Origin of the sequence: Streptomyces sp. NPDC051105 (genome assembly GCF_040682795.1) — a bacterium.
Lineage (GTDB): Bacteria > Actinomycetota > Actinomycetes > Streptomycetales > Streptomycetaceae > Streptomyces.
Window position 1 is genome coordinate 20571 of the sequence record NZ_JBFBBR010000008.1, and the last position, 23989, is coordinate 44559.

The 23989-nt window shown below is 71.5% G+C and carries 19 protein-coding genes; 12 read left to right on the plus strand and 7 right to left on the minus strand.

What is annotated here, in order from left to right:
- Nucleotides 1-313: 313 nt before the first annotated feature.
- The 3 genes from AB0N16_RS20575 to AB0N16_RS20585 all read right to left on the minus strand — a co-directional run bounded on the left by AB0N16_RS20575 (nucleotide 314) and on the right by AB0N16_RS20585 (nucleotide 3862).
- Nucleotides 314-940, minus strand: a complete 627-nt coding sequence (locus tag AB0N16_RS20575; RefSeq protein ID WP_365798629.1) for a TetR/AcrR family transcriptional regulator — start codon at nucleotides 938-940, stop codon at nucleotides 314-316.
- Between the two features lie 62 nt (nucleotides 941-1002).
- A complete protein-coding gene (locus AB0N16_RS20580; RefSeq protein WP_365798631.1) occupies nucleotides 1003-3087 on the minus strand; it encodes a YhgE/Pip domain-containing protein in 2085 nt (694 codons plus the stop codon).
- A complete protein-coding gene (locus AB0N16_RS20585; protein WP_365798633.1) occupies nucleotides 3059-3862 on the minus strand; it encodes an ATP-binding cassette domain-containing protein in 804 nt (267 codons plus the stop codon). Before AB0N16_RS20585 ends, AB0N16_RS20580 begins: the two co-directional genes overlap by 29 nt.
- 228 nt (nucleotides 3863-4090) lie before the next feature.
- On the opposite strand from AB0N16_RS20585, the gene AB0N16_RS20590 reads away from it, so the two are divergent.
- From AB0N16_RS20590 to AB0N16_RS20600, 3 genes are all read left to right on the plus strand, one after another.
- Nucleotides 4091-4654, plus strand: coding sequence for an SAV_6107 family HEPN domain-containing protein (locus AB0N16_RS20590; RefSeq protein ID WP_365798635.1), 564 nt, complete (start codon nucleotides 4091-4093; stop codon nucleotides 4652-4654).
- Between the two features lie 150 nt (nucleotides 4655-4804).
- The gene (locus tag AB0N16_RS20595) at nucleotides 4805-5575 is read left to right on the plus strand and encodes a methyltransferase (RefSeq protein ID WP_365798637.1); all 771 of its coding nucleotides are present in this window, start codon (nucleotides 4805-4807) and stop codon (nucleotides 5573-5575) included.
- A gap of 277 nt (nucleotides 5576-5852) precedes the next feature.
- Nucleotides 5853-6242: a DUF3040 domain-containing protein gene (locus AB0N16_RS20600; protein ID WP_365798639.1), complete on the plus strand. Its 390-nt coding sequence runs from the start codon at nucleotides 5853-5855 to the stop codon at nucleotides 6240-6242.
- 96 nt (nucleotides 6243-6338) lie between these two features.
- Here AB0N16_RS20600 and AB0N16_RS20605 read toward each other — a convergent pair whose 3' ends face one another.
- From AB0N16_RS20605 to AB0N16_RS20620, 4 genes are all read right to left on the minus strand, one after another.
- On the minus strand, nucleotides 6339-8723 hold the full coding sequence (locus tag AB0N16_RS20605; RefSeq protein ID WP_365798641.1) for a DUF3488 and transglutaminase-like domain-containing protein: 2385 nt from the start codon (nucleotides 8721-8723) through the stop codon (nucleotides 6339-6341).
- Nucleotides 8723-10069 carry a DUF58 domain-containing protein gene (locus AB0N16_RS20610; protein WP_365798643.1) on the minus strand — a complete coding sequence of 449 codons (1347 nt, stop codon included), beginning with the start codon at nucleotides 10067-10069 and terminating at the stop codon, nucleotides 8723-8725. The genes AB0N16_RS20605 and AB0N16_RS20610 overlap by 1 nt, the downstream gene beginning before the upstream one ends.
- Entirely contained in the window at nucleotides 10069-11109 is a 1041-nt protein-coding gene (locus tag AB0N16_RS20615) for a MoxR family ATPase (RefSeq protein WP_365798645.1), read from the minus strand. Before AB0N16_RS20615 ends, AB0N16_RS20610 begins: the two co-directional genes overlap by 1 nt.
- 262 nt (nucleotides 11110-11371) lie before the next feature.
- Entirely contained in the window at nucleotides 11372-11983 is a 612-nt protein-coding gene (locus AB0N16_RS20620; RefSeq protein ID WP_365798647.1) for a carbonic anhydrase, read from the minus strand.
- Between the two features lie 296 nt (nucleotides 11984-12279).
- Here AB0N16_RS20620 and rsmH point away from each other — a divergent pair, with 296 nt between their 5' ends.
- The 9 genes from rsmH (at nucleotide 12280) to murG (ending at nucleotide 23977) form a co-directional block, all read left to right on the plus strand.
- Nucleotides 12280-13284: a 16S rRNA (cytosine(1402)-N(4))-methyltransferase RsmH gene (gene rsmH, locus AB0N16_RS20625; RefSeq protein WP_362567514.1), complete on the plus strand. Its 1005-nt coding sequence runs from the start codon at nucleotides 12280-12282 to the stop codon at nucleotides 13282-13284.
- Between the two features lie 42 nt (nucleotides 13285-13326).
- The gene (locus AB0N16_RS20630) at nucleotides 13327-13875 is read left to right on the plus strand and encodes a septum formation initiator family protein (RefSeq protein WP_365798649.1); all 549 of its coding nucleotides are present in this window, start codon (nucleotides 13327-13329) and stop codon (nucleotides 13873-13875) included.
- Nucleotides 13876-13880: 5 nt separating this feature from the next.
- The gene (locus AB0N16_RS20635) at nucleotides 13881-15866 is read left to right on the plus strand and encodes a penicillin-binding protein 2 (RefSeq protein WP_365798651.1); all 1986 of its coding nucleotides are present in this window, start codon (nucleotides 13881-13883) and stop codon (nucleotides 15864-15866) included.
- Nucleotides 15867-15908: 42 nt separating this feature from the next.
- On the plus strand, nucleotides 15909-17573 hold the full coding sequence (locus tag AB0N16_RS20640; protein WP_365798653.1) for a UDP-N-acetylmuramoyl-L-alanyl-D-glutamate--2,6-diaminopimelate ligase: 1665 nt from the start codon (nucleotides 15909-15911) through the stop codon (nucleotides 17571-17573).
- 4 nt (nucleotides 17574-17577) lie between these two features.
- Nucleotides 17578-18990, plus strand: coding sequence for a UDP-N-acetylmuramoyl-tripeptide--D-alanyl-D-alanine ligase (murF, locus tag AB0N16_RS20645; RefSeq protein ID WP_365798655.1), 1413 nt, complete (start codon nucleotides 17578-17580; stop codon nucleotides 18988-18990).
- The gene (mraY, locus tag AB0N16_RS20650; protein ID WP_365799283.1) at nucleotides 18990-20060 is read left to right on the plus strand and encodes a phospho-N-acetylmuramoyl-pentapeptide-transferase; all 1071 of its coding nucleotides are present in this window, start codon (nucleotides 18990-18992) and stop codon (nucleotides 20058-20060) included. Before murF ends, mraY begins: the two co-directional genes overlap by 1 nt.
- Entirely contained in the window at nucleotides 20042-21460 is a 1419-nt protein-coding gene (murD, locus tag AB0N16_RS20655) for a UDP-N-acetylmuramoyl-L-alanine--D-glutamate ligase (RefSeq protein ID WP_365798657.1), read from the plus strand. Before mraY ends, murD begins: the two co-directional genes overlap by 19 nt.
- A gap of 66 nt (nucleotides 21461-21526) precedes the next feature.
- Entirely contained in the window at nucleotides 21527-22882 is a 1356-nt protein-coding gene (gene ftsW / locus AB0N16_RS20660; RefSeq protein WP_365798659.1) for a putative lipid II flippase FtsW, read from the plus strand.
- A 6-nt stretch (nucleotides 22883-22888) separates the two neighbouring features.
- Nucleotides 22889-23977 (plus strand): undecaprenyldiphospho-muramoylpentapeptide beta-N-acetylglucosaminyltransferase, encoded by a 1089-nt coding sequence (gene murG / locus AB0N16_RS20665; protein WP_365798661.1) that lies wholly within the window; start codon nucleotides 22889-22891, stop codon nucleotides 23975-23977.
- Nucleotides 23978-23989 lie beyond the last annotated feature (12 nt).

The following is a 23989-nucleotide window of genomic DNA, read 5'->3' on the forward strand; positions in this document are numbered from 1 at the left end:
GAGCGACCGGAAACCGGGGGAAACACGGGGGTGCGGAAAAGGCGCCGGTCCATCGGTGGCCCGCGGGGGACGCGGCCACCGCGGGCCGGCGTTTTCCTGTGCCCATGCGCGCGGGCGGTGCTTTCGTGTGTTCACGCGCGCGGGCGGCGCTTTTCGTCTGCGCACACACGCCTGCGGGCGGTGCTTTCGTGTGTTCACGCGTGCGGGCGGCGCTTTCCGTCTGCGCACACACGCGCGCGGGCGGTGCTCTCGTCTGTACACGCGCACGTGCGGCTTTCCCGCCGCCACGCGCGCGTGCCGGTCCCGGACGGGCTCAGCCCTTTCCGCTCACCCTCCCCTGCAGCAGCCGGGACAGGGCCGCGTGGACGTCGTCCAGGGAGCGTTCCGGCTGGAAGGACTGCCAGTCCAGCGCGGCCACCAGCACCATGCCGACCAGCGCGGCCGCCGTCAGCTGGATGTCGATCTCGTCGCTGAACTCGCCGTTCTCGACGCCCTCGCGCAGTACGCCCTCGACGACCGCGACCGCCTGCTGCCGGACCACCATCAGCGTCGACTGCCAGGCCCGGTTGGTGCGCCACAGCTCGGCCACGTAGAGCTGGGTGAAGGCCGGGTAGCGGTCGATGAAGACCAGGCCCGCGCGGATCATGGCGTCCAGGGCGTCGACCCGGCTGCCGCCCTCCCGCGCGGTCCGCTCGGCGGCCTCCTTCAAGGAGGCGGTGAGGAGGCCCACGCCGTGCCGCAGCAGCTCCTCGAAGAGGACCGACTTGCTCGCGAAGTTGTAGTAGACCGTGCCCTTCGCGACCCCGGCACGCTCGGCGATCTCGTCCACGGTGGTGGCGGAGAAGCCCTGCTCGGCGATGAGGGTGACGGCCGCCTCGTAGAGCTTTTGCCGGGTGGCTTCACGGCGCGTGCTGCCGCCCGTGGTGCTGCTGCTTTCCATGGTCCTGATTCTCACAGGAACGGCGGCACCCGCGGGCACCGGAGAGGACGTCATGGATCTCCTCACAGGCTCAGCTCGGGGTGCAGGCGGTCCAGTGTCCACACCTGGCGGCGCCGCGCCGAGAGGGCGGTGAGCGCGAGGGCGCCCACGGTGAACGCCGTCAGCACGGCGCAGGCCTGCCACACCGGCCCCAGTCCGCCGCCGGTGATCAGCCGCCGCAGCGCCGCCACCACGTAGCTCATCGGCAGGAATGGGTGGATCGCGTTGAAGAAGCCCGGGCTGGTTTCCACGGGATAGGTGCCGCCCGCCGACGTCAGCTGGAGCATCAGCAGCGCCAGCACGAGGATCCGGCCGGCCGCGCCGAAGCGCGCGTTCAGCCACTGCACGATCGCCGCGTAGCACGCCGTCACCAGGAACAGGAACCCGACCGTCCCGGCCGCGCGGACCATCTCCAGACCGATCGCCCAGTGCAGGACGGCCATCAGGGCGGCCGTCTGCAGCACCCCGACCGCGACCACCGGCAGCCAGCCCGCAAGGGCGATCCGCCAGGCCGCCGAACCGGCCGCCAGGGCACGCCGGTTGAGCGGCTGGATCAGCATGTAGGCCACCATCGCGCCGACCCACAGGGACAGCGGGATGAAGTACGGGGCGAACCCGGTGCCGTAGTTGGGCGCGTGGTGCAGGTCCCGCGAGGCGAGCTGGACCGGGTCGGCCATGACCTCGGTGCGCCGGTCGCGGTCGTTCTTGCCGTAGTCGGGGATCCGGGCGGCGCCGTCGTGCAGACCGCCGGCGAGCTTGCCGGAGCCGTCGACGAGCTTGTACATCCCGCCGTTGAGGTCGTAGGCGCCGGTCTTGAGCTTTCCGACGCCCGTGTCCAGGCCGGTCGCGCCGGTCAGGGCCGTGCCGAGGCCGGTGTGCAGCTTCTCGGCGCCCGCGGCGACCTGGGCCGCGCCGTCATTCAGCTTGTTGATCTTCTTGACGGCGTCGGCGACGTCCTCGGAGAGGTGCGGGGCCCGGTCGGCGAGGGCCTGGGCCTGCCGCTGGAGGATGCCGAGGTTGGCGTCGAGCGTCTTCAGGTCGCCGTGCTGGTCCGCGATCAGCGTGTTGAGGTCGTCGGCGACGCCGGCCACGTCGCCGGCCGCGTCCCTGGCCTTCTTCAGGTCGGGACAGACCGGGTCGGTCAGCAGTTCGCCCGAGCAGCGCGCCCGGTAGACCTCGTCCAGCGTCTCGGCGGCCGTGTGCGCGGTCTTCGCGGCCGCGGGGGCCGCCTTCACCAGGACGCCCAGGTTGTCCCGGACGGTCCCGGCCGAGTCGGCGACCAGCCGCGCCGTGTCGCCGATGGTCTTCTCGTCGTCCTCCAGATACGGGCCGACCTTGCCGTAGACCCCGTTGACCTGGTCCGCGAGGGACTGGGTGCCGTCCGCGACCTGCCGGGAACCGTCCTCCAGCCGCCCCGCGCCCGCGTCCAGCTTCTTGATCCCCTTGGCGAGCTTCCCGCTGCCGGTCTTGGCGTCCTTCAGCCCGTCCGCGAGGTCCTTCGAGCCCTTCTCCGCCTTCCCGATGCCACCGGTGAGCGTGTCGGCGCCCTCGGCGGCCCGCACGGTCTGCCCGTGGATGTCGGCGAACGAGATGAAGATGCGGTCCAGGAAGGACCGGGACGCCTTGGCTGACGCGGCCGAGCGCACCTCGTTGAAGACCGTGCGGGAGATCTGGCCGACGATGTAGTTGTTCGCGTCGTTCGTACGCACCTGGAGCGCGCCGGTCTCCGGGGAGTCGCCCGCGCTGGAGGCGACGCGCGAGCTGAAGTCGGCGGGCATGGTCAGCGACAGGTAGTAGGTGCCGTTCTCGACACCCCGGTGCGCCTCGGCCGCGCTCACCTGGTGCCACTCGAACGTCCTGCTGTCCTTGAGACCGTCCACGATGTCGTCGCCCGCGGTGATCTTCCTGCCGCTCGCGCTCGCCCCCTTGTCGTCGTTCACGAGCGCCACCGGGATGCGGTCCAGCCGGCCGTACGGATCCCAGAACGACCACAGATAGAGCGCGCCGTACAGCAGCGGCAGCACCAGCAGGGCCACCAGGGCCGCGCGGGGCAGCCGTCCCCGTCCGAAGCGCCTGAGCTCAAGCGCGGCCAGTCGCGGTGAGCGCATCGCGGGCCTCCTCTCCGGTCCCGGTGCCTTCGGGCATCCCGGTCTCCTCTTCCTGAGCGGTCCCGGTGCGTACCACGACAGCCCCCTCCAGGGCCTCCCCGCACACCGCCACCACGGTCGTCCCGGCCGCGGCGATCGACGTCAACAGCTCCCGCACCTCGGTCCGTTCAGCCGCCGACAGCTTCAGGTCCGCGTCGTCCACGGCCAGCAGCCGCGGCTTCCCGACCAGCGCCAGCGCCACCGAAAGCCGCAGCGCCTCGATCCGCTCCAGATCCCGTACGGCGGTCCGGGCGCCCTTCGGCAGCGCCTCCAGGTCGAGGCCGGCCGCGGCCAGGGCGTCGTTGGTCAACTGCCGCGCCTGTGCGCCCTTCTCGGCCCGGGGCCGCAGCAGGGCGCGCAGCGAGTCGCCGAACCGGCGCTGGAGCAGGGCCCGTTCACGCAGGTGCTCGCCCACGGTCAGGGCGGGTTCGAGGTCGGTGACCCCGGCGACGTTGGCCACCGCGCTGATCCGGCGCACGGCCGCCAACTGGTTGGGCAGGCGGGCCCCGCCGACGGTCGCGGTGCCCTCGGTGGCCCTCATCCGCCCGGTGAGGGCCAGCAGCAGACAGGTGCGGCCGGAGCCGGACGGCCCCTCCACCGCGATCAGTGTGCCGGGCCCGGCGTCCAGGGAGATCCCCCGGAACGCCCAGCCGCGCGGGCCCTTGAGTCCCAGCCGCTCGGCCGTGACGGGTACGCCGTGCACAGGTCCCCCTGTCTTCCGAAGCGTTGTCCGCATCGACTTCATGTACCGACTTCATGTACCGACTTCGGGTACCGACTTCGTGTACCCGACTTCGTGCACCTGACTTCATTTTTGAACTGACTGGTCAGTGCAAAAACTAACCCGAACTCGCGATCGAAGCAAAACCCCAGGTCAGAACGGATTGTCAGTGGCATACCTCACGATGGGCACATACGGCACCCCGTGTGAGGGAGCCGTCACCCAGACGACAGGAGGTTCGTCATGGCCAACTCCTCAGCGGCCGCCGCCCACCGGCGCCGCGCCACCGGCCCTGCCCCCTCACTGACCGGCCCGGCGAGCGACGTGCACCCCGTGCTTCGCCGGGCCACGGCCCCGCCCGCCGCCCTCGACCTGCTCACCCAGGCCCGCGCCACCCTCGACGAGGCCGCACTCCTCGACACCCCCAACGAGCGCTACGCCACGGCCCATCTGGCCGCGCTGCGCACCGCGGCCGCCGTGCTCGCCGCCCGCGTCCGCCCCGAGACCTCGCCCCGGCGCCGGGCCCGCATCCGCAGCGCCTGGGAGGTGCTCCCCGAGGTCGCGCCCGAGCTCACCGAGTGGAGCGCCCTGTTCGCCTCCGGCGCCGGCCGCCGCGCCCGCGCCGAGGCGGGCATCCAGGGCGCGGCCGGCCGCCGCGATGCCGACGACCTGATACGGGACGTGGAGATGTTCCTCCGCATAGTCGAGCGGATGCTCGTCCTCCAGCCGGTGCTGCCGCAGCCCCGCCGACAGGACGGAGAGCGGCCGGACGGCGCCCCGGACAGGGGGTTGCCCGACGCGGGGTGACCGGGCGGGGCAGCGAAGGAGAGAGGGCGGCAGCGGAGGCAATAGGGTGGAGACAGCCTGAAGCCTTCCTTCCTCCCGCACCCGGGCCGGGGAGGCACCGAGTTCGCGCCGCCGGGCAACAGGCGGTGCCGCGCCGAGGAGTCAACTGCCGTGCCGGACCCCACTCGACCCCGCGCTTCTCTCCGTACCGCCGTGGTCTGGGAGGTCCTCCAGGACGCCCTCGACCGCCGGGTCAAGGTCACCGGCCGGGACGCGCTGGACGTCCTGGACACCGGCGGCGGCAGCGGCAACTTCGCCGTCCCCCTGGCGCGCCTCGGCCACCGCGTCACCGTCGTCGACCCCAGCCCGAACGCGCTGTTCGCGCTGGAGCGCCGCGCCGCCGAGGCCGGCGTGGCCGACCGGGTCAAGGGCGTCCAGGGCGATGTCCTCGGCCTGTTCGACGTGGTCGAGCGCGGCAGCCACGACGTGGTGCTCTGCCACGGCGTCCTGGAGTACGTCGACGACCCGGCCGAGGGCGTGCGCAACACGGTGGCCGCGCTGCGCTCCGAGGGCGTCCTCAGCCTGCTCGCCGCCGGGCTCGGCGGGGCCGTGGTCGCCCGCGCCCTCGCCGGCCACTTCAAGGAGGCCAAGCAGGCCCTGGAGGACCCCGACGGCCGCTGGGGCAGCGGCGATCCGATGCCCCGTCGCTTCACCGCCGACCAGCTCACCGGCCTGGTCGAGGGGGCGGGCCTGGCCGTGGCCGCCGTGCACGGCGTGCGGGTCTTCGCCGACCTGGTACCCGGCGTGCTGGTGGACACCGAGCCCGGCGCTCTCGACGCCCTGCTGAAGCTGGAGGCCGCCGCGGCCGAGCTCCCCGCCTTCCACGCCGTCGCCACCCAGCTTCATGTGCTCGGCGAGACTCCGGGTGCCGCCGGTGCCTGAGATTCTCCTGAGACGAGCCCGCTGATCAGGGGCTCGGCAGCGGATGGAGTACGCCACAGGCCGCCCGATCGAGGGGTTTGCGCCGTATGATCGAGGGAGACCGCTCGGCATGACGGGACGGCCGCTGGGGAATGGAAGCCTCAGCGAGCCGGAACGGCCATGGCGGATTCCGGTTGGCCAATTGGCCTAGAGGGGCGGGTTTCACGGGGGCGATTCCCTGCCTATCCTGAAGGGACCCCCCGGGTCGCCCTGGCGACTGCACGATGAGGAGGACGCCGTGCCGCTCTCGGAGCACGAGCAGCGAATGCTTGAGCAGATGGAGCGAGCGCTGTACGCCGAAGACCCCAAGTTCGCGACAGCGCTTGAGGGAAGCGGCCTGCGGACGTACACCCGGCGACGGGTCTACCAGGCGGCCGCAGGCTTCCTCGTCGGTATCGCGCTCCTCATGGCCGGAATGGTCGCACAGCAGATCTGGGTCAGCGTGGTGGGCTTCCTCGTCATGCTGGGCTGTGCGGTCCTCGCCGTCACCGGCTGGCGCAAGGCTCCCAAGCCCGGCGAACAGCCCACGGCAGGCCCGCAGGCCCGCCGTCAGGGCCGGCCGAAGCGCTCGATGATGGACCGCATCGAGGAGCGCTGGCAGCGCCGCCGCGACGAGCAGGGCCACTGACTTCGCCGCTTCAAGCACGACTGAGGGGTGACCACCCACTGGGTGGTCACCCCTCAGTCATGTCCCCTCGGGCACGCTCCGTGCAGTGGGCCGTGCTCAGCCCTGCTGCCCCGACGGCTTCCGCAGCGTCGGCCGGTAGGCCGCCACCCGCGCCCGCAGCCGCGCCCACCCGGCCGACATGGCCCACAGCACGCGCACGGCCGACCTCGGCAGAAGCAGTGCCCTGAAGTGGGTGGGGCCACTCGCCGGGCCGTCCAGTCCGACCGCCACCCGGCGGACGTCGTCCGCGATCCCCGGCGTCAGCCGCGACAGCGGCGCGTACAACACCTGCTCGACCGCGGCCGCGACCCGGTGAGCCGAAGCAGCCGCCACCGGGTCGAGACGGCCCAGGCGGACGATCCGGGCGGCCGTCCCGCGCGGGGTCTGCGACTCGTCCGGCAGGATGCCGAAGTCCCATGCCGTGTCGATCAGTTCCTGCCAGACCGCCAGTGTGTGCGCCGCGATGCCCTCCTCGGTCCGCGCATACGAACCGAGCCGCTTCGCCCGCACCCGCTGCCGCCACAGCATCGGTGACAGCAGCAGCGCCACCACGGCGGTACCGCCGAGCGCCCCCAGCAGCCACCGCAGGGACGGCCCGCCGCCGTCGCCGTCCGCCACCGCGCCCGCCGCCGACGGGCTCGCGCAGACGTCCTGCTTGCGCAGCTGGGCCGTGCAGCTCTCACTCGCCGACGCCGAGGCCGACGGCGCCGCCGAGGCGCCCGTGGAGGGCTGGGTCTGGTCCGGCACCGAGGAGCCGGTGGTGTCCGAGACGGTGTACGACGGCGTCGTGCCCCGGGTCGGGGTCGGCTCGAAGCGGGTCCAGCCCACGCCCTCGAAGTACAGTTCCGGCCAGGCGTGCGCGTCCTTCAGACCCACCGAGACCGAGCCGTCGGCCTGTGGGGTGCCGGGCGCGAAGCCCACCGCGACCCGGGCCGGGATGCCCAGCGTCCGGGCCATCGTGGCCATCGCGAAGGAGAAGTGCACGCAGAAGCCGCGCTTCTGCTTCAGGAAGTTCGCGATCGCGCCCTCACCCCGGCCGACCTGCACCTGGGTGTCGTACTGGAAGCCGCCGTTCACCGCGAAGTAGTCCTGGAGCTTGACCGCCTCCTCGTAGTGGTTCGTCGCGCCCGCGGTGACCTCCTGGGCCGTCTGCGCCACCACCGACGGCAGCGAGGAGGGCACCTTGGTGTACTCCTTCTTCATGGCGGCCGTCGGCTCCGGGGCCGCGGCCAGCTGCTCCGCCGTCGGCTGCACGTCCAGGCTGGTGACCTGGTAGGTCTCACCACGCGTGTTCTGTCCGTGGTCACCGACCAGCGTCATCCCGACGGGCTCGTAGCGCCAGGTGCCGGCGATCTTCACGCCGCTCGGCGGGTACGGCATCGGCAGCCAGTCCTGGGCGTACCAGTCGGCGGCCGAGATCGTGGTCCGCACCGTCGCCCGCTTGATGTCGCCGCCCAGGCCGGCCGGGGTCGGGAAGGTGTTCGGGACGCCGGTGATGTGCCGCTGGGCCGGCTTCCAGGTGGTGCCGTCGAAGTCGTCCAGGGAGACGATCCGCAGGTACAGGTCGGAGACGTCGGCGGTGCTGGTCCGTACGGACAGCACCTGACGGTCCTCGTCCACGTTGAGGCTGTCCCGCAGCGACACGAGGGGGTTGACCGCGGAGATCGTGCCGCCGTTCCCCGCGCCCACGCCGACGCCGTTCCCGGTGCCGTCCAGCAGGCCGCCCTGGATCGAGGGCATCACGAACGGCACGAACAGGGCCACGCTCAGCACGGCGAAGCCGATCCGGCGCCCGGTGCGCACCGGGGCCATCACGCCGCTCTCCTGGCCGCCCGGGGCGCGCGAGACCCCGCCGAACACCCGGCCCCACTGCGAAAGCCGGTCCCGGCCCTCGGCGAGCAGGAGCAGCAGATAGCCGGCCGCCGCCACCAGGAACCAGAACCAGTCGGTCGGCTCGTCGGACAGACCCGCCGCCACCGAGTACAGCGCGAGCAGCGGCAGTCCGGCCGGGGCGGCGCTGCGGAAGGTCACCGCGAGGGTGTCCACGATCAGCCCGACGATCAGTACCCCGCCGATCAACATCAGCCGGATGCCGTCCGACAGCGGCGCGGGTATCGCATACCGGCTGACGTCGTCGGAGCCCTGCTGGAGCAGGTCGGCGAAGTACCGGAAGGTGTCCGGGCCGGGGATCAGCCCGGCGACGGCGTGGCCCCGGGCGAAGACCACGGTCAGCATCAGCAGCGTGACCAGGGCCTGCGCGGCCACGGTCAGCGGCCGGGCCAGCGGCACCCGGCGCGCGGCCGCGCCCACGCCGGTCTGGATCGCCACCAGGAAGGCCGCCTGGAACAGCCAGGTCTTCGCGGAGACCAGGGGCAGCAGGGCACAGGACGCCATCAGCGTCGCCGCCGCCGCGGTCAGGGCCAGCCGGGCCCGTCCGCTCATCACCGGGCCTCCCCGCCCGCCGCGGCCACCGAGAGGCGCTCCCGGTCGGCCTGCTGCCACAGGTCGGCCAGCGGCGCGCCGCGCGGCACACCGACCGCCGTCCAGCCGGACTCGCGCAGCAGCCGCAGCCCCTCCTCGTGGGCGTTGCCCGGCGCGGGCACGTCGGTGGGCTCCCGCACCCAGGTGCCCGGGTCCAGGACGAAGGCGACGGCACCGCCGCTGCGCTGGCGCATCTTCGTGGCCATCGCCGCCTGTTCCTCGTCGAGGTCGCCCAGGAAGGCCACCAGGAGCCCCTCGTTCCCGCCCCGCAGCACGTCGTAGGCCCGGGACAGGCCGGCGCCGTCCGAGTAGTCGATCACGGCCAGGGTGTCCATCAGCAGCCCGGCGGCGTCCGCCGAATCCTGGCCGGAGCCCGCGAAACCGTCGGCGCCCTCACCGGGCACCGCGCTGCCGGTGTCCGTCAACAGCCGGACCGAGTAGCCGCGTTCGAGCATGTGGACCAGGACCGAGGCGGCGCCGGAGACCGCCCACTCGAACGCCGAGTCCGGACCCGCTCCTTCGTAGGCGATGCCTCGGGTGTCAAGGAGCACCGTGCAGCGGGCGCGCTGCGGCTGCTCCTCGCGGCGCACCATCAGCTCGCCGTAGCGGGCGGTGGAGCGCCAGTGCACCCGGCGCAGGTCGTCGCCGTACCGGTAGCCGCGCGGAATCACGTCGTCCTCGCCGGCCAGGGCCAGGGAGCGCTGCCGCCCGTCGCCGTACCCCTTCGCCTCGCCGCCGAGCCGGATCGGCGACAGCGGCTCCACGCGCGGGATGACGGTCAGGGTGTCGAACGTCGAGAAGGACCGGGTCAGTTCGCACATCCCGAACGGGTCGGTCAGGCGCAGCTGGAGCGGGCCCAGCGGGTAGCGGCCGCGCAGGTCCGAGCGGACCCGGTAGGAGACCTCCCGGCGGCCGCCCGGCTCCACCCGGTCCAGGACGAAGCGCGGGCGCGGGCCGAGGACGTAGGGCACCCGGTCCTGCAGCATCAGCAGGCCGGTGGGCAGCCGGGAGACGTTGTCCATCCGCAGATGGACCCGGGCCTCGCTGCCGGCCGGCACCCGCGAGGGGGAGAGCCGGCGGCTGCCGGCCACCCGGTAGCGGGTGCGGTAGAGCACGGCCGCGCAGATCAGCGGCAGCACGGCGAGCAGCAGCCCGACCCGGCGCAGATCGCTCTGGCCGAGTACGTACGCGCAGATCACCGCCGCGATGCCGGCCGCCAGGAAGGAGCGGCCACGGGTGGTCAGCCCGGCCAGGGCCGTGCGGACGCCGCCCGACTCCTCGCGGTCGGCCTCAGCCGGCGCGCTCATCACAGACTCCGCGGGGGCTGCTGGGGATAGGCCGGCACGCCCCGGCCCAGACCGCCGAAGCCGCTCTGCTGCCCGGCGGCCGCGGGCACCGGGGTCTGCTGCAGGATCTCCTGGACCACCTGCTCGGCGGTGCGCCGGTTGAGCTGGGCCTGGGCGGTGGGCAGCAGCCGGTGGGCCAGCACCGCCACGGCGAGCGTCTGCACGTCGTCCGGCAGCGCGTACTCCCGGCCGCTCAGGGCGGCGGACGCCTTCGCCGCGCGCAGCAGATGCAGCGTCGCGCGCGGGGAGGCGCCGAGTCTGAGGTCGGGGTGGGTACGGGTGGCGGAGACCAGGTCCACCGCGTACCGCCGGACCGTCTCGGCGACGTGGACGCCCCGCACGGTCTCGACGAGCTTCACGATGTCGTGCGCGTGCGCCACCGGCTGGAGGTCCTCCAGGGGACTCGCCCCGCCGTGGATGTCGAGCATCTGCAACTCGGCCTCCACGCTGGGGTAGCCGACCGAGACGCGGGCCATGAAGCGGTCGCGCTGGGCCTCCGGCAGCGGGTAGGTGCCCTCCATCTCGACCGGGTTCTGGGTGGCCACCACCATGAATGGGCTGGGCAGTTCATAGGTCTGCCCGTCGATGGTGACCTGCCGCTCCTCCATCGACTCCAGCAGCGCGGACTGGGTCTTGGGCGAGGCGCGGTTGATCTCGTCGCCGATCACGATCTGGGCGAAGATGGCGCCCGGTTTGAACTCGAAGTCCCGGCGCTGCTGGTCCCAGATGGACACGCCGGTGATGTCCGACGGCAGCAGGTCGGGCGTGAACTGGATGCGTCGCACCGAACAGTCGATGGACCGCGCCAGCGCCTTCGCCAGCATTGTCTTGCCCACGCCGGGGACGTCCTCGATCAGGAGATGTCCCTCGGCCAGCAGCACGGTCAGCGAAAGCCGTACGACCTCGGGCTTGCCCTCGATCACACCCTCAACCGAACTGCGGACCCGCTCCACAGTGGCGGTCAGATCAGTAAGGCTCGCTCGATCGTCATAGGTCGTCACCCGGCCCTCCTCGGCCCCTCATTGCCCGGGCCGGCGCTCTGTCAGCGGAACCGGCCCACCCCGAAACACGGACACCACGCGTGAATAGTTCCGCGCGACGTCCCACACCGCATTCTTGCTGCCGTTACCGATTCGTGTCACTCGCCTGTGGACAACTGCCCGCACTATGTCGGTCTTACGGCCTTTCGACCGTGTATTCGACAGCGTCCTGACAGGGTATGGCGGCGGTTTTCGGGGCGGCGGTCCGTCGGAGCCGGTCGGCTCAGGCCGGGTCGACCTCGCGCAGCAGGCCGGTACGGACGTCGAAGACGAAGCCGCGTACGTCGTCGGTGTGGAGCAGGAAGGGCGACGTGCGCACCCGCTGCATGGACTGCCGCACGTCCTGGTCGACGTCCCGGAAGGACTCCACCGCCCAGGCCGGGCGCTGGCCGACCTCCATCTCCAGCTCGGTGCGGAAGTCCTCGGTGAGGGCCTCCAGGCCGCAGCCGGTGTGGTGGATGAGGACCACGCTGCGGGTGCCGAGCTTGCGCTGGCTGATGGTGAGGGAGCGGATCACATCGTCGGTGACCACACCGCCGGCGTTGCGGATGGTGTGACAGTCGCCGAGGTGCAGGCCGAGCGCCTTGTGCAGGTCGATACGGGCGTCCATACAGGACACCACGGCCACGTGCAGCACGGGCCGGGCGTCCATACCGGGGTCGGTGAAGGCTGCGGCGTACGTACGGTTGGCGTCGACCAGGCGATCCGTCACGGTGCCGCCCTCGGTTATGGCGCCTTCGGATCCAGTGGGAGCTGCTGCGGAAGTCGTCATAGACATAACGGTACTGGTCACGGGCGGTCGCAGCCTGCTGTGAGAGGGCACAAAGAACGTCATCGTGGCTTGTTGTGAGCGAACCCACACAGAGGGCAAACCGGGGCCGTACGGGTGATTCCTTTCCAATCGCCACCCCCGCCCCCATGCGTACGCGCCGCGCAGGCCGGTTGATTGACCGGGCGACACGGTGGACTAAAGTGACGCGAAGCGGGAGGCGAGGCTCTCCCCGCTGGTGAAATCCCCTGGAGACCCCGGCACGGCGCCCGGACCGTCTCCCCACGTGCGCGGCGCGCGTACCGAGCGGGCGGGGACCCGGCGGTGCGTATCTCCCGCGCGGACCTGAGAGGCCCCCAAGAATGCAAGGGCGCGAAGCGCTTCCGAACAAGGGCGGTGGCGGGCGACCGGAGGGCGAGAGCCGACACGTCCCGGTGATGCTCCAGCGGTGCCTGGATCTGCTGGCACCCGCCCTGGAGGCACCGGGCAGCGTGGTCGTCGACTGCACCCTCGGCCTCGGCGGCCACAGCGAGGCGCTGCTGACCCGCTTCCCCGAGGCCCGGCTGGTCGCCCTGGACCGTGACAAGGAGGCGCTGCGCCTGTCCGGCGAACGCCTCGCCCCCTTCGGCGACCGCGCCACCCTGGTGCACGCCGTGTACGACGAGCTGCCCGGGGTACTCGAACGCCTCGGCATCGCGCGCGTGCAGGGCGTGTTGTTCGACCTCGGTGTCTCCTCCATGCAGCTCGACGAGGCGGACCGCGGCTTCGCCTACGCCCAGGACGCTCCCTTGGACATGCGCATGGACCAGACGACCGGCATCAGCGCCGCCGAGGTCCTCAACACCTACCCGGCCGGCGACCTCGTGCGCATCCTGTTCGCGTACGGCGAGGAGAAGCAGGCCAAGCGGATCGTCTCGGCGATCGTCCGGGAACGCGAGAAGGAGCCGTTCAGCAACAGCGCCCGGCTCGTCGAGCTGATCCGGGACTCCCTGCCGCAGGCCGCCAAGCGCACCGGCGGCAACCCGGCCAAGCGCACCTTCCAGGCGCTGCGCATCGAGGTCAACGGCGAACTGGCCGTCCTGGAAAGGGCGATCCCGGCCGCGGTGAAGGCCCTCGCGGTCGGCGGTCGGATCGCCGTACTGTCGTACCACTCGCTCGAAGACCGCCTCGTCAAGCAGGTGTTCGCGGCCGGTGCCGCCACCACCGCGCCACCCGGACTGCCGGTCGTGCCCGAGCAGTACCAGCCCCGGCTCAAGCTGCTCACGCGCGGTGCCGAACTTCCCACCGAGGAAGAGGTCGCCGAGAACCGCCGGGCCGCCCCCGCGCGTCTTCGAGGGGCCCAGCGCATCAGGGAGTCCATCGAATGAGCGGCGTGAGCACGCGGGGTTTCCGGACCCACCGGAGGACACGTGAGTAGGAAACCCGAGCTGAAAGGGCGGGCCGCCCGGCTCGCCCGGCTCATTCCGGTCGGCCGGGCCAACCAGGCCGCCCGCACCCCGTTCGTCCTGCTGGTCGTCCTGCTGCTCGGCGGCGGCCTGATCGGCCTGCTGGTGCTGAACTCGGCGCTCAGCGAGGGCTCGTTCAAACTCGACGACCTGCAGAAGCAGACCAAGAACCTCACCGACGAGGAACAGGCCCTGCAGCGGGACATCGACGCCTACTCCGCCCCCGACGCCCTCCAGCGCCGGGCCCGCGAGCTCGGCATGGTCCCCGGCGGCGACCCGGCCTTCCTCGGCTCCGACGGCACCGTCAAGGGCGTCCCCAGCCCCGCCGCCCTGCGGGGGACCACCCAGCCGCCCGTCCCCGAGGCCATCGGCACGCCGTCCGTCGCCCTACCGACGCCGGCCGGCTCCGCTCCGGCGACCGCACCGACACCCACGCCGGTCACCACACCGTTGACGGCCCCGACGCCGGCACTCCCGCCCGTGACGACCCCGACCACGACCCCCGGCAGGTGACGGAAGTGCCAGACACTACGGGAGAAAGGCAACCGCCGCGCCGCCGCGTGCCCGGCCCCGCCAAGCCGCCCCGCCCCCGTGAGCCGAGGGGTGCCGACCGCCGCCAGCCGGGCCCCGGCGCCCGCCCGGTCCGCCGCCCGAGCGCGCGGCGCCCTCCGGCCCCGCCCCCACTGCGGCTCGGCAGCCCCCGCCCCCGGCTGCGCATGGTCGGCTTCGCCCTCACCCTGGTGCTGCTGATCTTCGTCGGACGGCTGCTCCAGGTGCAGGCCGTCGACGCCAGCGCGTACGCGGCCAAGGCCGAACAGAACCGGTACGTCGTGCACACCCTGGCCGCCGAGCGCGGCGGGATCACCGACCGCAACGGCGTGGCGCTGGCGATCAGCGAGGACGCGTACGACATCACCGCCGACCCCACGATGTTCACCAGCAAGCAGCTCAAGGTCGGCGACGGACCCGAACAGGCCGCCGCGCTGCTCGCCCCGATCCTCGGCAAGAGCCAGGCGGACCTCGTCAAACTGCTGCGGCCCGAGAACAGGGAACTGCGCTACGTCCGGCTCGCCACCCGGCAGACCCCCCAGGTCTGGAAGCAGATCAAGGACCTGAAGACCGCGCTCACCAACAAGGCCGACACCGGCAGCGGCACCGTCAACGTGCTCGCCGGTGTCTTCGCCGACCCCAGCAGCCAGCGCGTGTACCCGAACGGCGACCTGGCCGCCGGGATACTGGGCTGGGTCAACGCCGACGGCAAGGGCGGCGGCGGTATCGAGCAGCAGCTCGACAAGCAGCTGACCGGCAAGGACGGCAAGATCCGCTACGCCCAGTCCGGCGGCCGTGAGGTGCCCACGGCGGGCTCCACGGAGACCCCCGCCGTGCCCGGCTCGGACGTCGAGCTGACCATCGACCGGGACATCCAGTGGGCCGCGCAGAACGCCATCACCGAGCAGGTCGAGAAGTCCAAGGCGGACCGCGGCTACGTGGTCGTCCAGGACACCAGGACCGGGCAGATCCTGGCGATGGCCAACTCGCCCGGCTTCGACCCGAACGACCTGTCGACGGCCGACGCCGCCGCGATGGGCAACGCGGCCCTCCAGGACGCCTACGAGCCCGGCTCCACCGCCAAGGTGATGTCGATGGCGGCCGTCCTGGAGGAGGACGCGGCCACCCCGCTCACCCACGTGGTGGTGCCCAACCGGCTGCACCGCGGCGACCGGCTCTTCAAGGACGACATCGACCACGCGACGTGGTACCTCACGCTCAACGGCGTGCTCGCCAAGTCCAGCAACATCGGCACCATCCTCGCCACCGGCCAGCTCGGCAAGACCCAGGAGCAGGCCAACCAGGTCCTCTACTCGTACCTGCGCAGGTTCGGCATCGGCGGCTACACCGGGCTCGGCTTCCCCGGCGAGACCCGGGGCATCCTGGCCGTCCCGGGCAAGTGGTCGACCTCGCAGCAGTACACGATCCCTTTCGGCCAGGGTTTCTCCATCAACGCCATGCAGGCCGCCTCCGTCTACTCGACCATCGCCAACGGCGGAGTCCGGGTCGAGCCGACCCTGGTGCGCGGCTCCAAGGGCGCCGACGGCCGCTTCACCCCGGCCGCGCAGCCCAAGAAGACCCGCGTGGTCAGTGCGAAGACGGCCAAGACCCTGGCCGAGATGCTGGAGTCCGTCGTGGACGACGAGCAGGGCACCGGCGCCAAGGCCGCCATCCCCGGCTACAACGTCGCGGGCAAGACCGGCACCGCCAACCGAGTGGATCCGGCCACCGGCCGATACCGCGGCTACACCTCGTCGTTCGCCGGGTTCGCGCCCGCGGACAACCCCCGCATCACCGTCTACTGCGCCATCCAGAACGCCACCGCCGGCAGCTACTTCGGGGGCCAGATCTGCGGCCCGATCTACAAGCAGGTGATGGAGTTCGCCCTGAAGACCCTGCAGATCCCACCGACCGGCGCCAAGGCGGCGAACCTGCCCGTCGACTACAAGCCCTGATCAGCGCCCCAGTTTTTCGGAAAGACCACCAGGAACGAGCCCGTGACAACGATCACCCCCGATCCCGGGAACCACCGGGCCCCGAGCCCCTCACTTCGCTCCGGAGCGGGTGCGCCCGGTACGCTCACCGCCGTGCCACATGCTGATCAGTCCCAAACCACCCAGAAGGGCGCTTCCGTGACATATCCGGGGCCGCCCAGGCCGGTTCAGGTCTCCGCCACACCCCTCGCGGAGCTCGCCGATCAGCTGGGTGCAGCCGTCCCCGACACCGCGGACAACGCGGTGGAGGTCACGGGCATCACCCATGACTCACGCGCGGTCCGCCCCGGTGACGTGTACGCCGCCCTGCCGGGTGCCCGGCTGCACGGCGCCGACTTCGTCGCCCAGGCCGCCGGCCTCGGCGCGGTCGCCGTGCTGACCGACCCGACGGGCTCCGAACGCGCCGCCGCGACCGGCCTGCCGGTCCTGGTCGTCGACGACCCGCGCGCGCGGATGGGCGAACTCGCGGCCACCATCTACGGTCACCCCGGGCGCGACCTGCTCCAGATCGGCATCACCGGCACCTCCGGCAAGACCACCACGGCCTACCTGGTCGAGGGCGGTCTGAAGAGAACGCGCAGCACCGGACTCATCGGCACCGTCGAGATGCGCATCGGCGACGAGCGCATCAAGTCCGAGCGCACCACCCCCGAGGCCACCGACCTCCAGGCCCTGTTCGCCGTCATGCGCGAGCGCGGCGTCGAGGCCGTCGCCATGGAGGTCTCCAGCCACGCCCTGGTCCTCGGCCGGGTCGACGGCTGCGTCTTCGACATCGCCGTCTTCACCAACCTCAGCCCGGAACACATGGAGTTCCACTCCGACATGGAGGACTACTACCGGGCCAAGGCGCAGCTCTTCACCCCGGAACGCAGCAAACGGGGGGTGGTCAACGTCGACGACGAGTACGGCCGCAGACTCGCCCGCGAGGCCGGCGTCCCGGTCGTCACCTACTCCGCCGAGGGCCATCCCGACGCCGACTGGCGGGCCGTGGACGTCCATATCGGCCCGATGGACTCGACGTTCACCGTCGTCGGGCCCGGGGATGCCCGGATCGCCGCCAAGTCGCCGCTGCCAGGCCCCTTCAACGTGGCCAACACCCTCGCCGCGATCGTCGCCCTGGCCGCCGCGGGTCTCGACCCGCAGTCCGCCGCCGACGGCATCGCCGCCGTCCCGGGCGTCCCGGGCCGCCTGGAACGCGTGGACGCCGGACAGCCCTACCTCGCGGTCGTCGACTACGCCCACAAGACGGACGCCGTCGAATCGGTCCTCAAGGCCCTGCGCAAGGTCACCAAGGGCCGGCTGCACATCGTCCTCGGCTGCGGCGGCGACCGCGACCGGACCAAGCGGGCCCCGATGGGCGCCGCCGCGGCCCGGCTCGCCGACACGGCCGTACTGACCTCCGACAACCCCCGCTCCGAGGACCCGCTCGCCATCCTCGCGACCATGCTCGAAGGCGCCGCCACGGTGCCCGCCCACGAGCGCGGCGAGGTGCTCCTCTTCGAGGAGCGGGCCGCCGCGATCGCCGCGGCCGTCGCCCGCGCCCACCCCGGCGACACCGTGCTGGTCGCCGGCAAGGGCCATGAGCAGGGCCAGGACATCGCCGGCGTGGTTCGTCCCTTCGACGACCGCCAGGTGCTTCGCGAAGCTATCCAGAAGACCCAGGGATGAACTTGTGATCGCCCTCTCCCTCGCCGAGATCGCAGCAGTCGTCGGCGGGCAGACGCACGACATACCGGATCCGTCCGTCCAGGTCACCGGAGAGGTCGTCCGGGACTCCCGCGAGGCGGGCCCCGGCAGCCTCTTCGCCGCCTTCGTGGGCGAGCGCGTGGACGGCCACGACTTCGCCGCCCAGGTCGTCGCACAGGGCGCGGTCGCCGTACTGGCGTCGCGCCCCGTCGGCGTGCCCGCGATCGTCGTGGACGACGTCCAGACCGCCCTGGGCGCCCTCGCCCGCCATGTCGTACGACGGCTCGGCGCGACCCTCGTGGCCCTCACCGGCTCGGCCGGCAAGACCAGTACCAAGGACCTCATCGCCCAGGTGCTGCGCACCAAGGCACCGACCGTGTTCACGCCCGGCTCGTTCAACAACGAGATCGGGCTGCCGCTGACCGCCCTGTCCGCCACCGAGGAGACGAAGTTCCTGGTGCTGGAGATGGGCGCCCGCGGCATCGGCCACATCCGCTACCTGACGGATCTGACGCCTCCGAAGATCGGCCTGGTCCTCAACGTCGGCACCGCCCACATCGGCGAGTTCGGCGGCCGTGAGCAGATCGCCCAGGCGAAGGGCGAGTTGGTGGAGGCCCTGCCCCCGGCCGAGGACGGCGGCGCCGCGATCCTCAACGCGGACGACCCCCTGGTGCGGGCCATGGCCTCCCGTACCAAGGCGAAGGTGGTCCTTTTCGGAGAGTCGGCCGAAGCGGACGTACGCGCCGAGAACGTACGACTCACGGACACGGGACAGCCCGCGTTCAGCCTTCACACACCCTCCGGTGCAAGCGATGTGACCATGCGCCTGTACGGTGAGCACCACGTGTCGAACGCGCTCGCCGCGGCCGCCGTCGCCCATGAGCTGGGCATGTCCGCGGAAGAGATCGCCACCGCGCTCTCCGAGGCTGGCTCCCTCTCCCGATGGCGTATGGAGGTCACCGAGCGCCCGGACGGCGTGACCATCGTCAACGACGCCTACAACGCCAACCCCGAGTCCATGCGAGCCGCGCTGCGCGCGCTCGCGGCCATGGGCAGGGGGCGACGCACATGGGCGGTGCTCGGCAAGATGGCCGAGCTCGGGGACGAGGCTCTCGCCGAGCACGACGCGGTCGGACGGCTCGCCGTCCGGCTCAATGTCGGCAAGCTCGTCGCGGTCGGGGGACTAGAAGCCTCCTGGCTGCAACTGGGCGCATATAACGAGGGTTCGTGGGGTGAGGAGTCGGTGCACGTGTCCGACGCACAGGCGGCGGTCGACCTGTTGCGCAGCGAGTTGCGCCCGGGGGACGTCGTCCTCGTGAAGGCATCACGGTCGGTGGGCCTGGAGAGCGTTGCCCAGGCGCTCCTCCAGAGCGGTGCCGAGGGTGTTGATGCCCGATGATGAAGCAGATCCTCTTCTCGGGCGTCATCGGTCTCTTCCTGACCCTGATCGGCACCCCGCTGCTGATCAAGCTCCTCGCCCGCAAGGGCTACGGCCAGTACATCCGTGACGACGGCCCGCGCGAGCACGCCAGCAAGCGCGGTACGCCGACGATGGGCGGTATCGCCTTCATCCTGGCGACGGTCGCCGCCTACTTCCTGTCCAAGGTGATCACCGGCTACACCCCGACCTACTCGGGCCTGCTGGTGCTCGGCCTGATGTGCGGCATGGGCCTGGTCGGCTTCCTGGACGACTACATCAAGATCGTCAAGCGGCGTTCGCTGGGTCTGCGGGCCAAGGCGAAGATGGCCGGCCAGCTGATCGTCGGCATCTCCTTCGCGGTGCTGTCGTTGCAGTTCCCGGATGCCATCGGCAACACTCCGGCGTCCACCAAGCTGTCCTTCATCACGGACTTCGGCTGGACCATCGGCCCGGTGCTGTTCGTGGTCTGGGCGCTGTTCATGATCCTCGCGATGTCCAACGGCGTGAACCTGACGGACGGTCTGGACGGTCTCGCCACCGGCGCCTCCGTGCTCGTCTTCGGCGCCTACACGTTCATCGGCGTCTGGCAGTTCCAGGAGTCCTGCGCCAACGCGATGACCCTGACCAACCCCAACGCCTGCTACACGGTCCGCGATCCACTGGACCTCGCGGTCATCGCCTCCGCGCTGATGGGTTCCTGCCTCGGCTTCCTGTGGTGGAACACCTCGCCGGCCAAGATCTTCATGGGCGACACCGGTTCGCTCGCACTCGGCGGTGTCCTCACCGGCCTCGCGATCCTGTCCCGCACCGAACTCCTCGTCGCCATCATGGGCGGCCTGTTCGTCCTCATCACCATGTCGGTCGTCATCCAGGTCGGCTCCTTCCGGCTCACCGGCAGGCGCGTCTTCCGGATGGCGCCACTCCAGCACCACTTCGAACTCAAGGGCTGGTCCGAAGTCCTGGTGGTGGTCCGCTTCTGGATCATCCAAGGCATCTGTGTGATTGTCGGACTCGGGCTCTTCTACGCAGGATGGGCAGCGCAAAAGTGACCGACTGGCAGGGCAGGCACGTCACCGTCGCCGGGCTCGGCGTCTCCGGTGTCCCGGCCGCGAAGGTGCTGCACGCGCGCGGGGCGGTCGTCACGGTCGTCAACGACGGCGACGACGAACGCGCGCGTGCCCAGGCCGCGGAGCTGGAGGCGCTCGGCATCACCGTGCGCCTCGGTGACGGCGCAACCCTGCCGGAGGGCACCGAGCTGATCGTCACCGCGCCCGGCTGGAAGCCGGACAAGCCGCTGTTCACGGCGGCCCGTGCGGCGGGCGTGCCCGTCTGGGGCGACGTGGAGCTGGCCTGGCGGCTGCGCGGCCCGGACGCGGCGCCCTGGCTGGCCGTCACGGGCACCAACGGCAAGACCACCACCGTCCAGATGCTGGCGTCGATCCTGAAGGCCGCGGGCCTGCGTACGGCCGCCGTCGGCAACATCGGCGTCTCGCTGCTCGACGCGGTCCTCGGCGACGAGGAGTACGACGTCCTCGCCGTGGAGCTGTCGAGCTATCAGCTGCACTGGGCGCCCTCCCTGCGCGCCCACTCGGCGGCCGTGCTCAACCTCGCCCCCGACCACCTGGACTGGCACGGCTCCATGGAGGCCTACGCCGCCGACAAGGGCCGTATCTACGAGGGCAACCGGGTCGCCTGTGTGTACAACGTCGCCGACAAGCTCACCGAGGAGCTGGTGCGGCAGGCCGACGTGGAGGAGGGCTGCCGGGCCATCGGTTTCACCCTCGGCACCCCGGGGCCGTCCCAACTCGGCGTCGTGGACGGCATCCTCGTCGACCGCGCCTTCGTCGAGAACCGGCGGCAGAACGCCCAGGAGCTGGCCGAGGTCTCCGACGTCAACCCGCCCGCCCCGCACAACATCGCCAACGCCCTTGCCGCGGCCGCCCTCGCGCGCGCCTTCGGGGTGCCCGCCACGGCCGTACGGGACGGGCTGCGGAACTTCACCCCGGACGCCCATCGCATCGCGCACGTGGCCGACGTGGACGGGGTCGCTTACATCGACGACTCCAAGGCGACCAACACGCACGCGGCGGAAGCCTCGTTGGCATCATATGAGTCGATCGTATGGATTGCGGGCGGCCTGGCGAAGGGGGCGACCTTCGACGAACTGGTCGCCAAGTCGGCAAAGCGACTTCGCGGCGTGGTGCTGATCGGCGCCGATCGCGCCCTCATCCGGGACGCCCTGGCGCGACACGCGCCGGAAGTACCCGTCGTCGACCTCGACCGGACCGACACTGGGGCGATGCTCGCGGCGGTCCAGGAGGCGCGGCGACTCGCTGTTGCCGGAGACACGGTGCTCCTCGCCCCTGCCTGTGCCTCCATGGACATGTTCGCCAACTACAACAAGCGCGGTGACGCGTTCGCTCAGGCTGTTCGCGAACTCGGCGCCTGACCCGGCCGCCTGCCGGGCGACCTTGGGAGGGACGCGTGGGACGGTCGACGTTCAGCGGAGGCGTTGATGCCAGGTAGCCGCACCGGCCGACCGCCCGTACAGCGAGCGGTCCGCAGGCCCGCCGCCGCCCGTACGCCGCGCGACAATCCGCTGCGGCGGCTGCACACGCGCCTCCACCGGGCCTGGGACCGGCCGCTGACCGCGTACTACCTGATCCTCGGCGGCAGTGTGCTGATCATCGTGCTGGGCCTGGTGATGGTCTACTCGGCCTCCCAGATCACCGCGCTGCAGATGTCGCTGCCGGGTTCGTTCTTCTTCCGCAAACAGTTCCTGGCCGCCTGCATCGGCGGCGTGCTGCTGTTCGTGGCGTCCCGCATGCCGGTGAAACTGCACCGGGCACTCGCCTACCCGATCCTCGCCGGTGCCGTCTTCCTGATGGCCCTGGTGCAGATCCCCGGGATAGGGATGTCGGTCAACGGCAACCAGAACTGGATCTCCCTCGGCGGCTCCTTCCAGATCCAGCCCAGCGAGTTCGGCAAGCTCGCCCTGGTGCTGTGGGGCGCCGACCTGATGGCGCGCAAGCAGGAGAAGCGGCTGCTGACCCAGTGGAAGCACATGCTGGTGCCGCTGGTCCCGGTCAGCTTCCTGCTGCTCGGCCTGATCATGCTCGGCGGCGACATGGGTACGGCGATCATCCTGACCGCGATCCTGTTCGGCCTGCTGTGGCTGGCGGGGGCGCCGACCCGGCTGTTCGCCGGGGTGCTGTCGATCGCCGGCCTGCTCGGTGTGATCCTCATCAAGACCAGCCCCAACCGGATGGCCCGGCTCGCCTGCATCGGCGCCACCGAGCCCAAGACCGGCGTCGCCGACTGCTGGCAGGCGGTTCATGGCATTTACGCCCTGGCCTCCGGCGGACTCTTCGGCTCCGGACTCGGCGCGAGTGTGGAAAAATGGGGCCAACTGCCGGAAGCCCACACCGACTTCATCTTCGCCGTCACCGGTGAGGAACTGGGCCTGGCGGGGACGCTGTCGGTACTGGCCCTCTTTGCGGCTCTAGGCTATGCGGGTATCCGCGTGGCCGGACGCACGGAGGACCCCTTCGTGAGGTACGCCGCGGGAGGCGTGACCACCTGGATCACCGCCCAGGCGGTGATCAACATCGGTGCGGTGCTCGGCCTGCTGCCGATCGCCGGCGTCCCCCTCCCGCTGTTCTCCTACGGAGGCTCCGCCCTGCTGCCGACCATGTTCGCCATCGGGCTGCTGATCGCCTTCGCGCGCGACGAGCCCGCTGCGCGGGTGGCGCTTGCGGCGCGGCAACCTCGCTTTGGTAGAAAGCGGGGGGCTGGGAGTCCTCGGGGCCCTCGGAGATGGAACACGATGCGACGGCGCGCCCCGGTGGCGCGCTCGTCCGGAGAGCGGTGAATTTCGGTGCATGTCGTACTCGCTGGTGGGGGGACCGCCGGCCACATCGAGCCCGCGCTCGCCCTCGCGGACGCCCTGCGCAGGCAGGACCCCACCGTGGGGATCACGGCCCTGGGCACGGAGCGCGGCCTGGAGACCAAGCTGGTACCCGAGCGCGGCTACGAGCTGGCGCTGATCCCGGCGGTGCCACTGCCCCGCAAGCCCACCCCTGAACTGATCACCGTCCCGGGCCGGCTGCGGGGCACCATCAAGGCGGCCGAGCAGATCCTGGAGCGCACCAAGGCGGACTGCGTCGTCGGCTTCGGCGGCTACGTCGCCCTGCCCGGCTACCTCGCCGCCAAGCGCCTCGGCGTGCCGATCGTGATCCACGAGGCCAACGCCCGCCCCGGCCTCGCCAACAAGATCGGTTCCCGGTACGCCGCCCGGGTCGCGGTCTCCACCCCGGACAGCAAGCTGCGCGACGCCCGCTACATCGGCATCCCGCTGCGCCGCTCCATCTCCGTCCTGGACCGCGCCGCCGCCCGCCCCGAGGCCCGGCACCGCTTCGGCCTCGACCCCAACCTGCCCACGCTGCTGGTCTCCGGCGGCTCCCAGGGCGCCCGCCGCCTCAACGAGGTCATCCAGCAGGTCGCCCCCTGGCTGCAGCGGGCCGGCATCCAGATCCTGCACGCGGTCGGCCCGAAGAACGAACTGCCGCAGGTGCACCAGATGCCGGGGATGCCCCCGTATGTCCCGGTAAGTTACCTGGACCGGATGGACCTCGCGTACGCCGCGGCCGACATGATGCTCTGCCGCGCGGGCGCGATGACCGTCGCCGAACTCTCCGCCGTCGGGCTCCCGGCCGCCTATGTCCCGCTGCCCATCGGCAACGGCGAACAGCGGCTGAACGCCCAGCCGGTGGTCAAGGCCGGCGGCGGTCTGCTGGTCGACGACGCGGAACTCACCCCGGAGTGGGTCCAGCAGAACGTCCTGCCCGTGCTCGCCGACCCGCACCGGCTCTACGAGATGTCCCGCGCGGCAAGCGAGTTCGGCCGCCGGGACGCCGACGACCTGCTCGTCGGGATGGTGTACGAGGCGATCGCCTCAAGCCGTTAGGCCGTATGACGA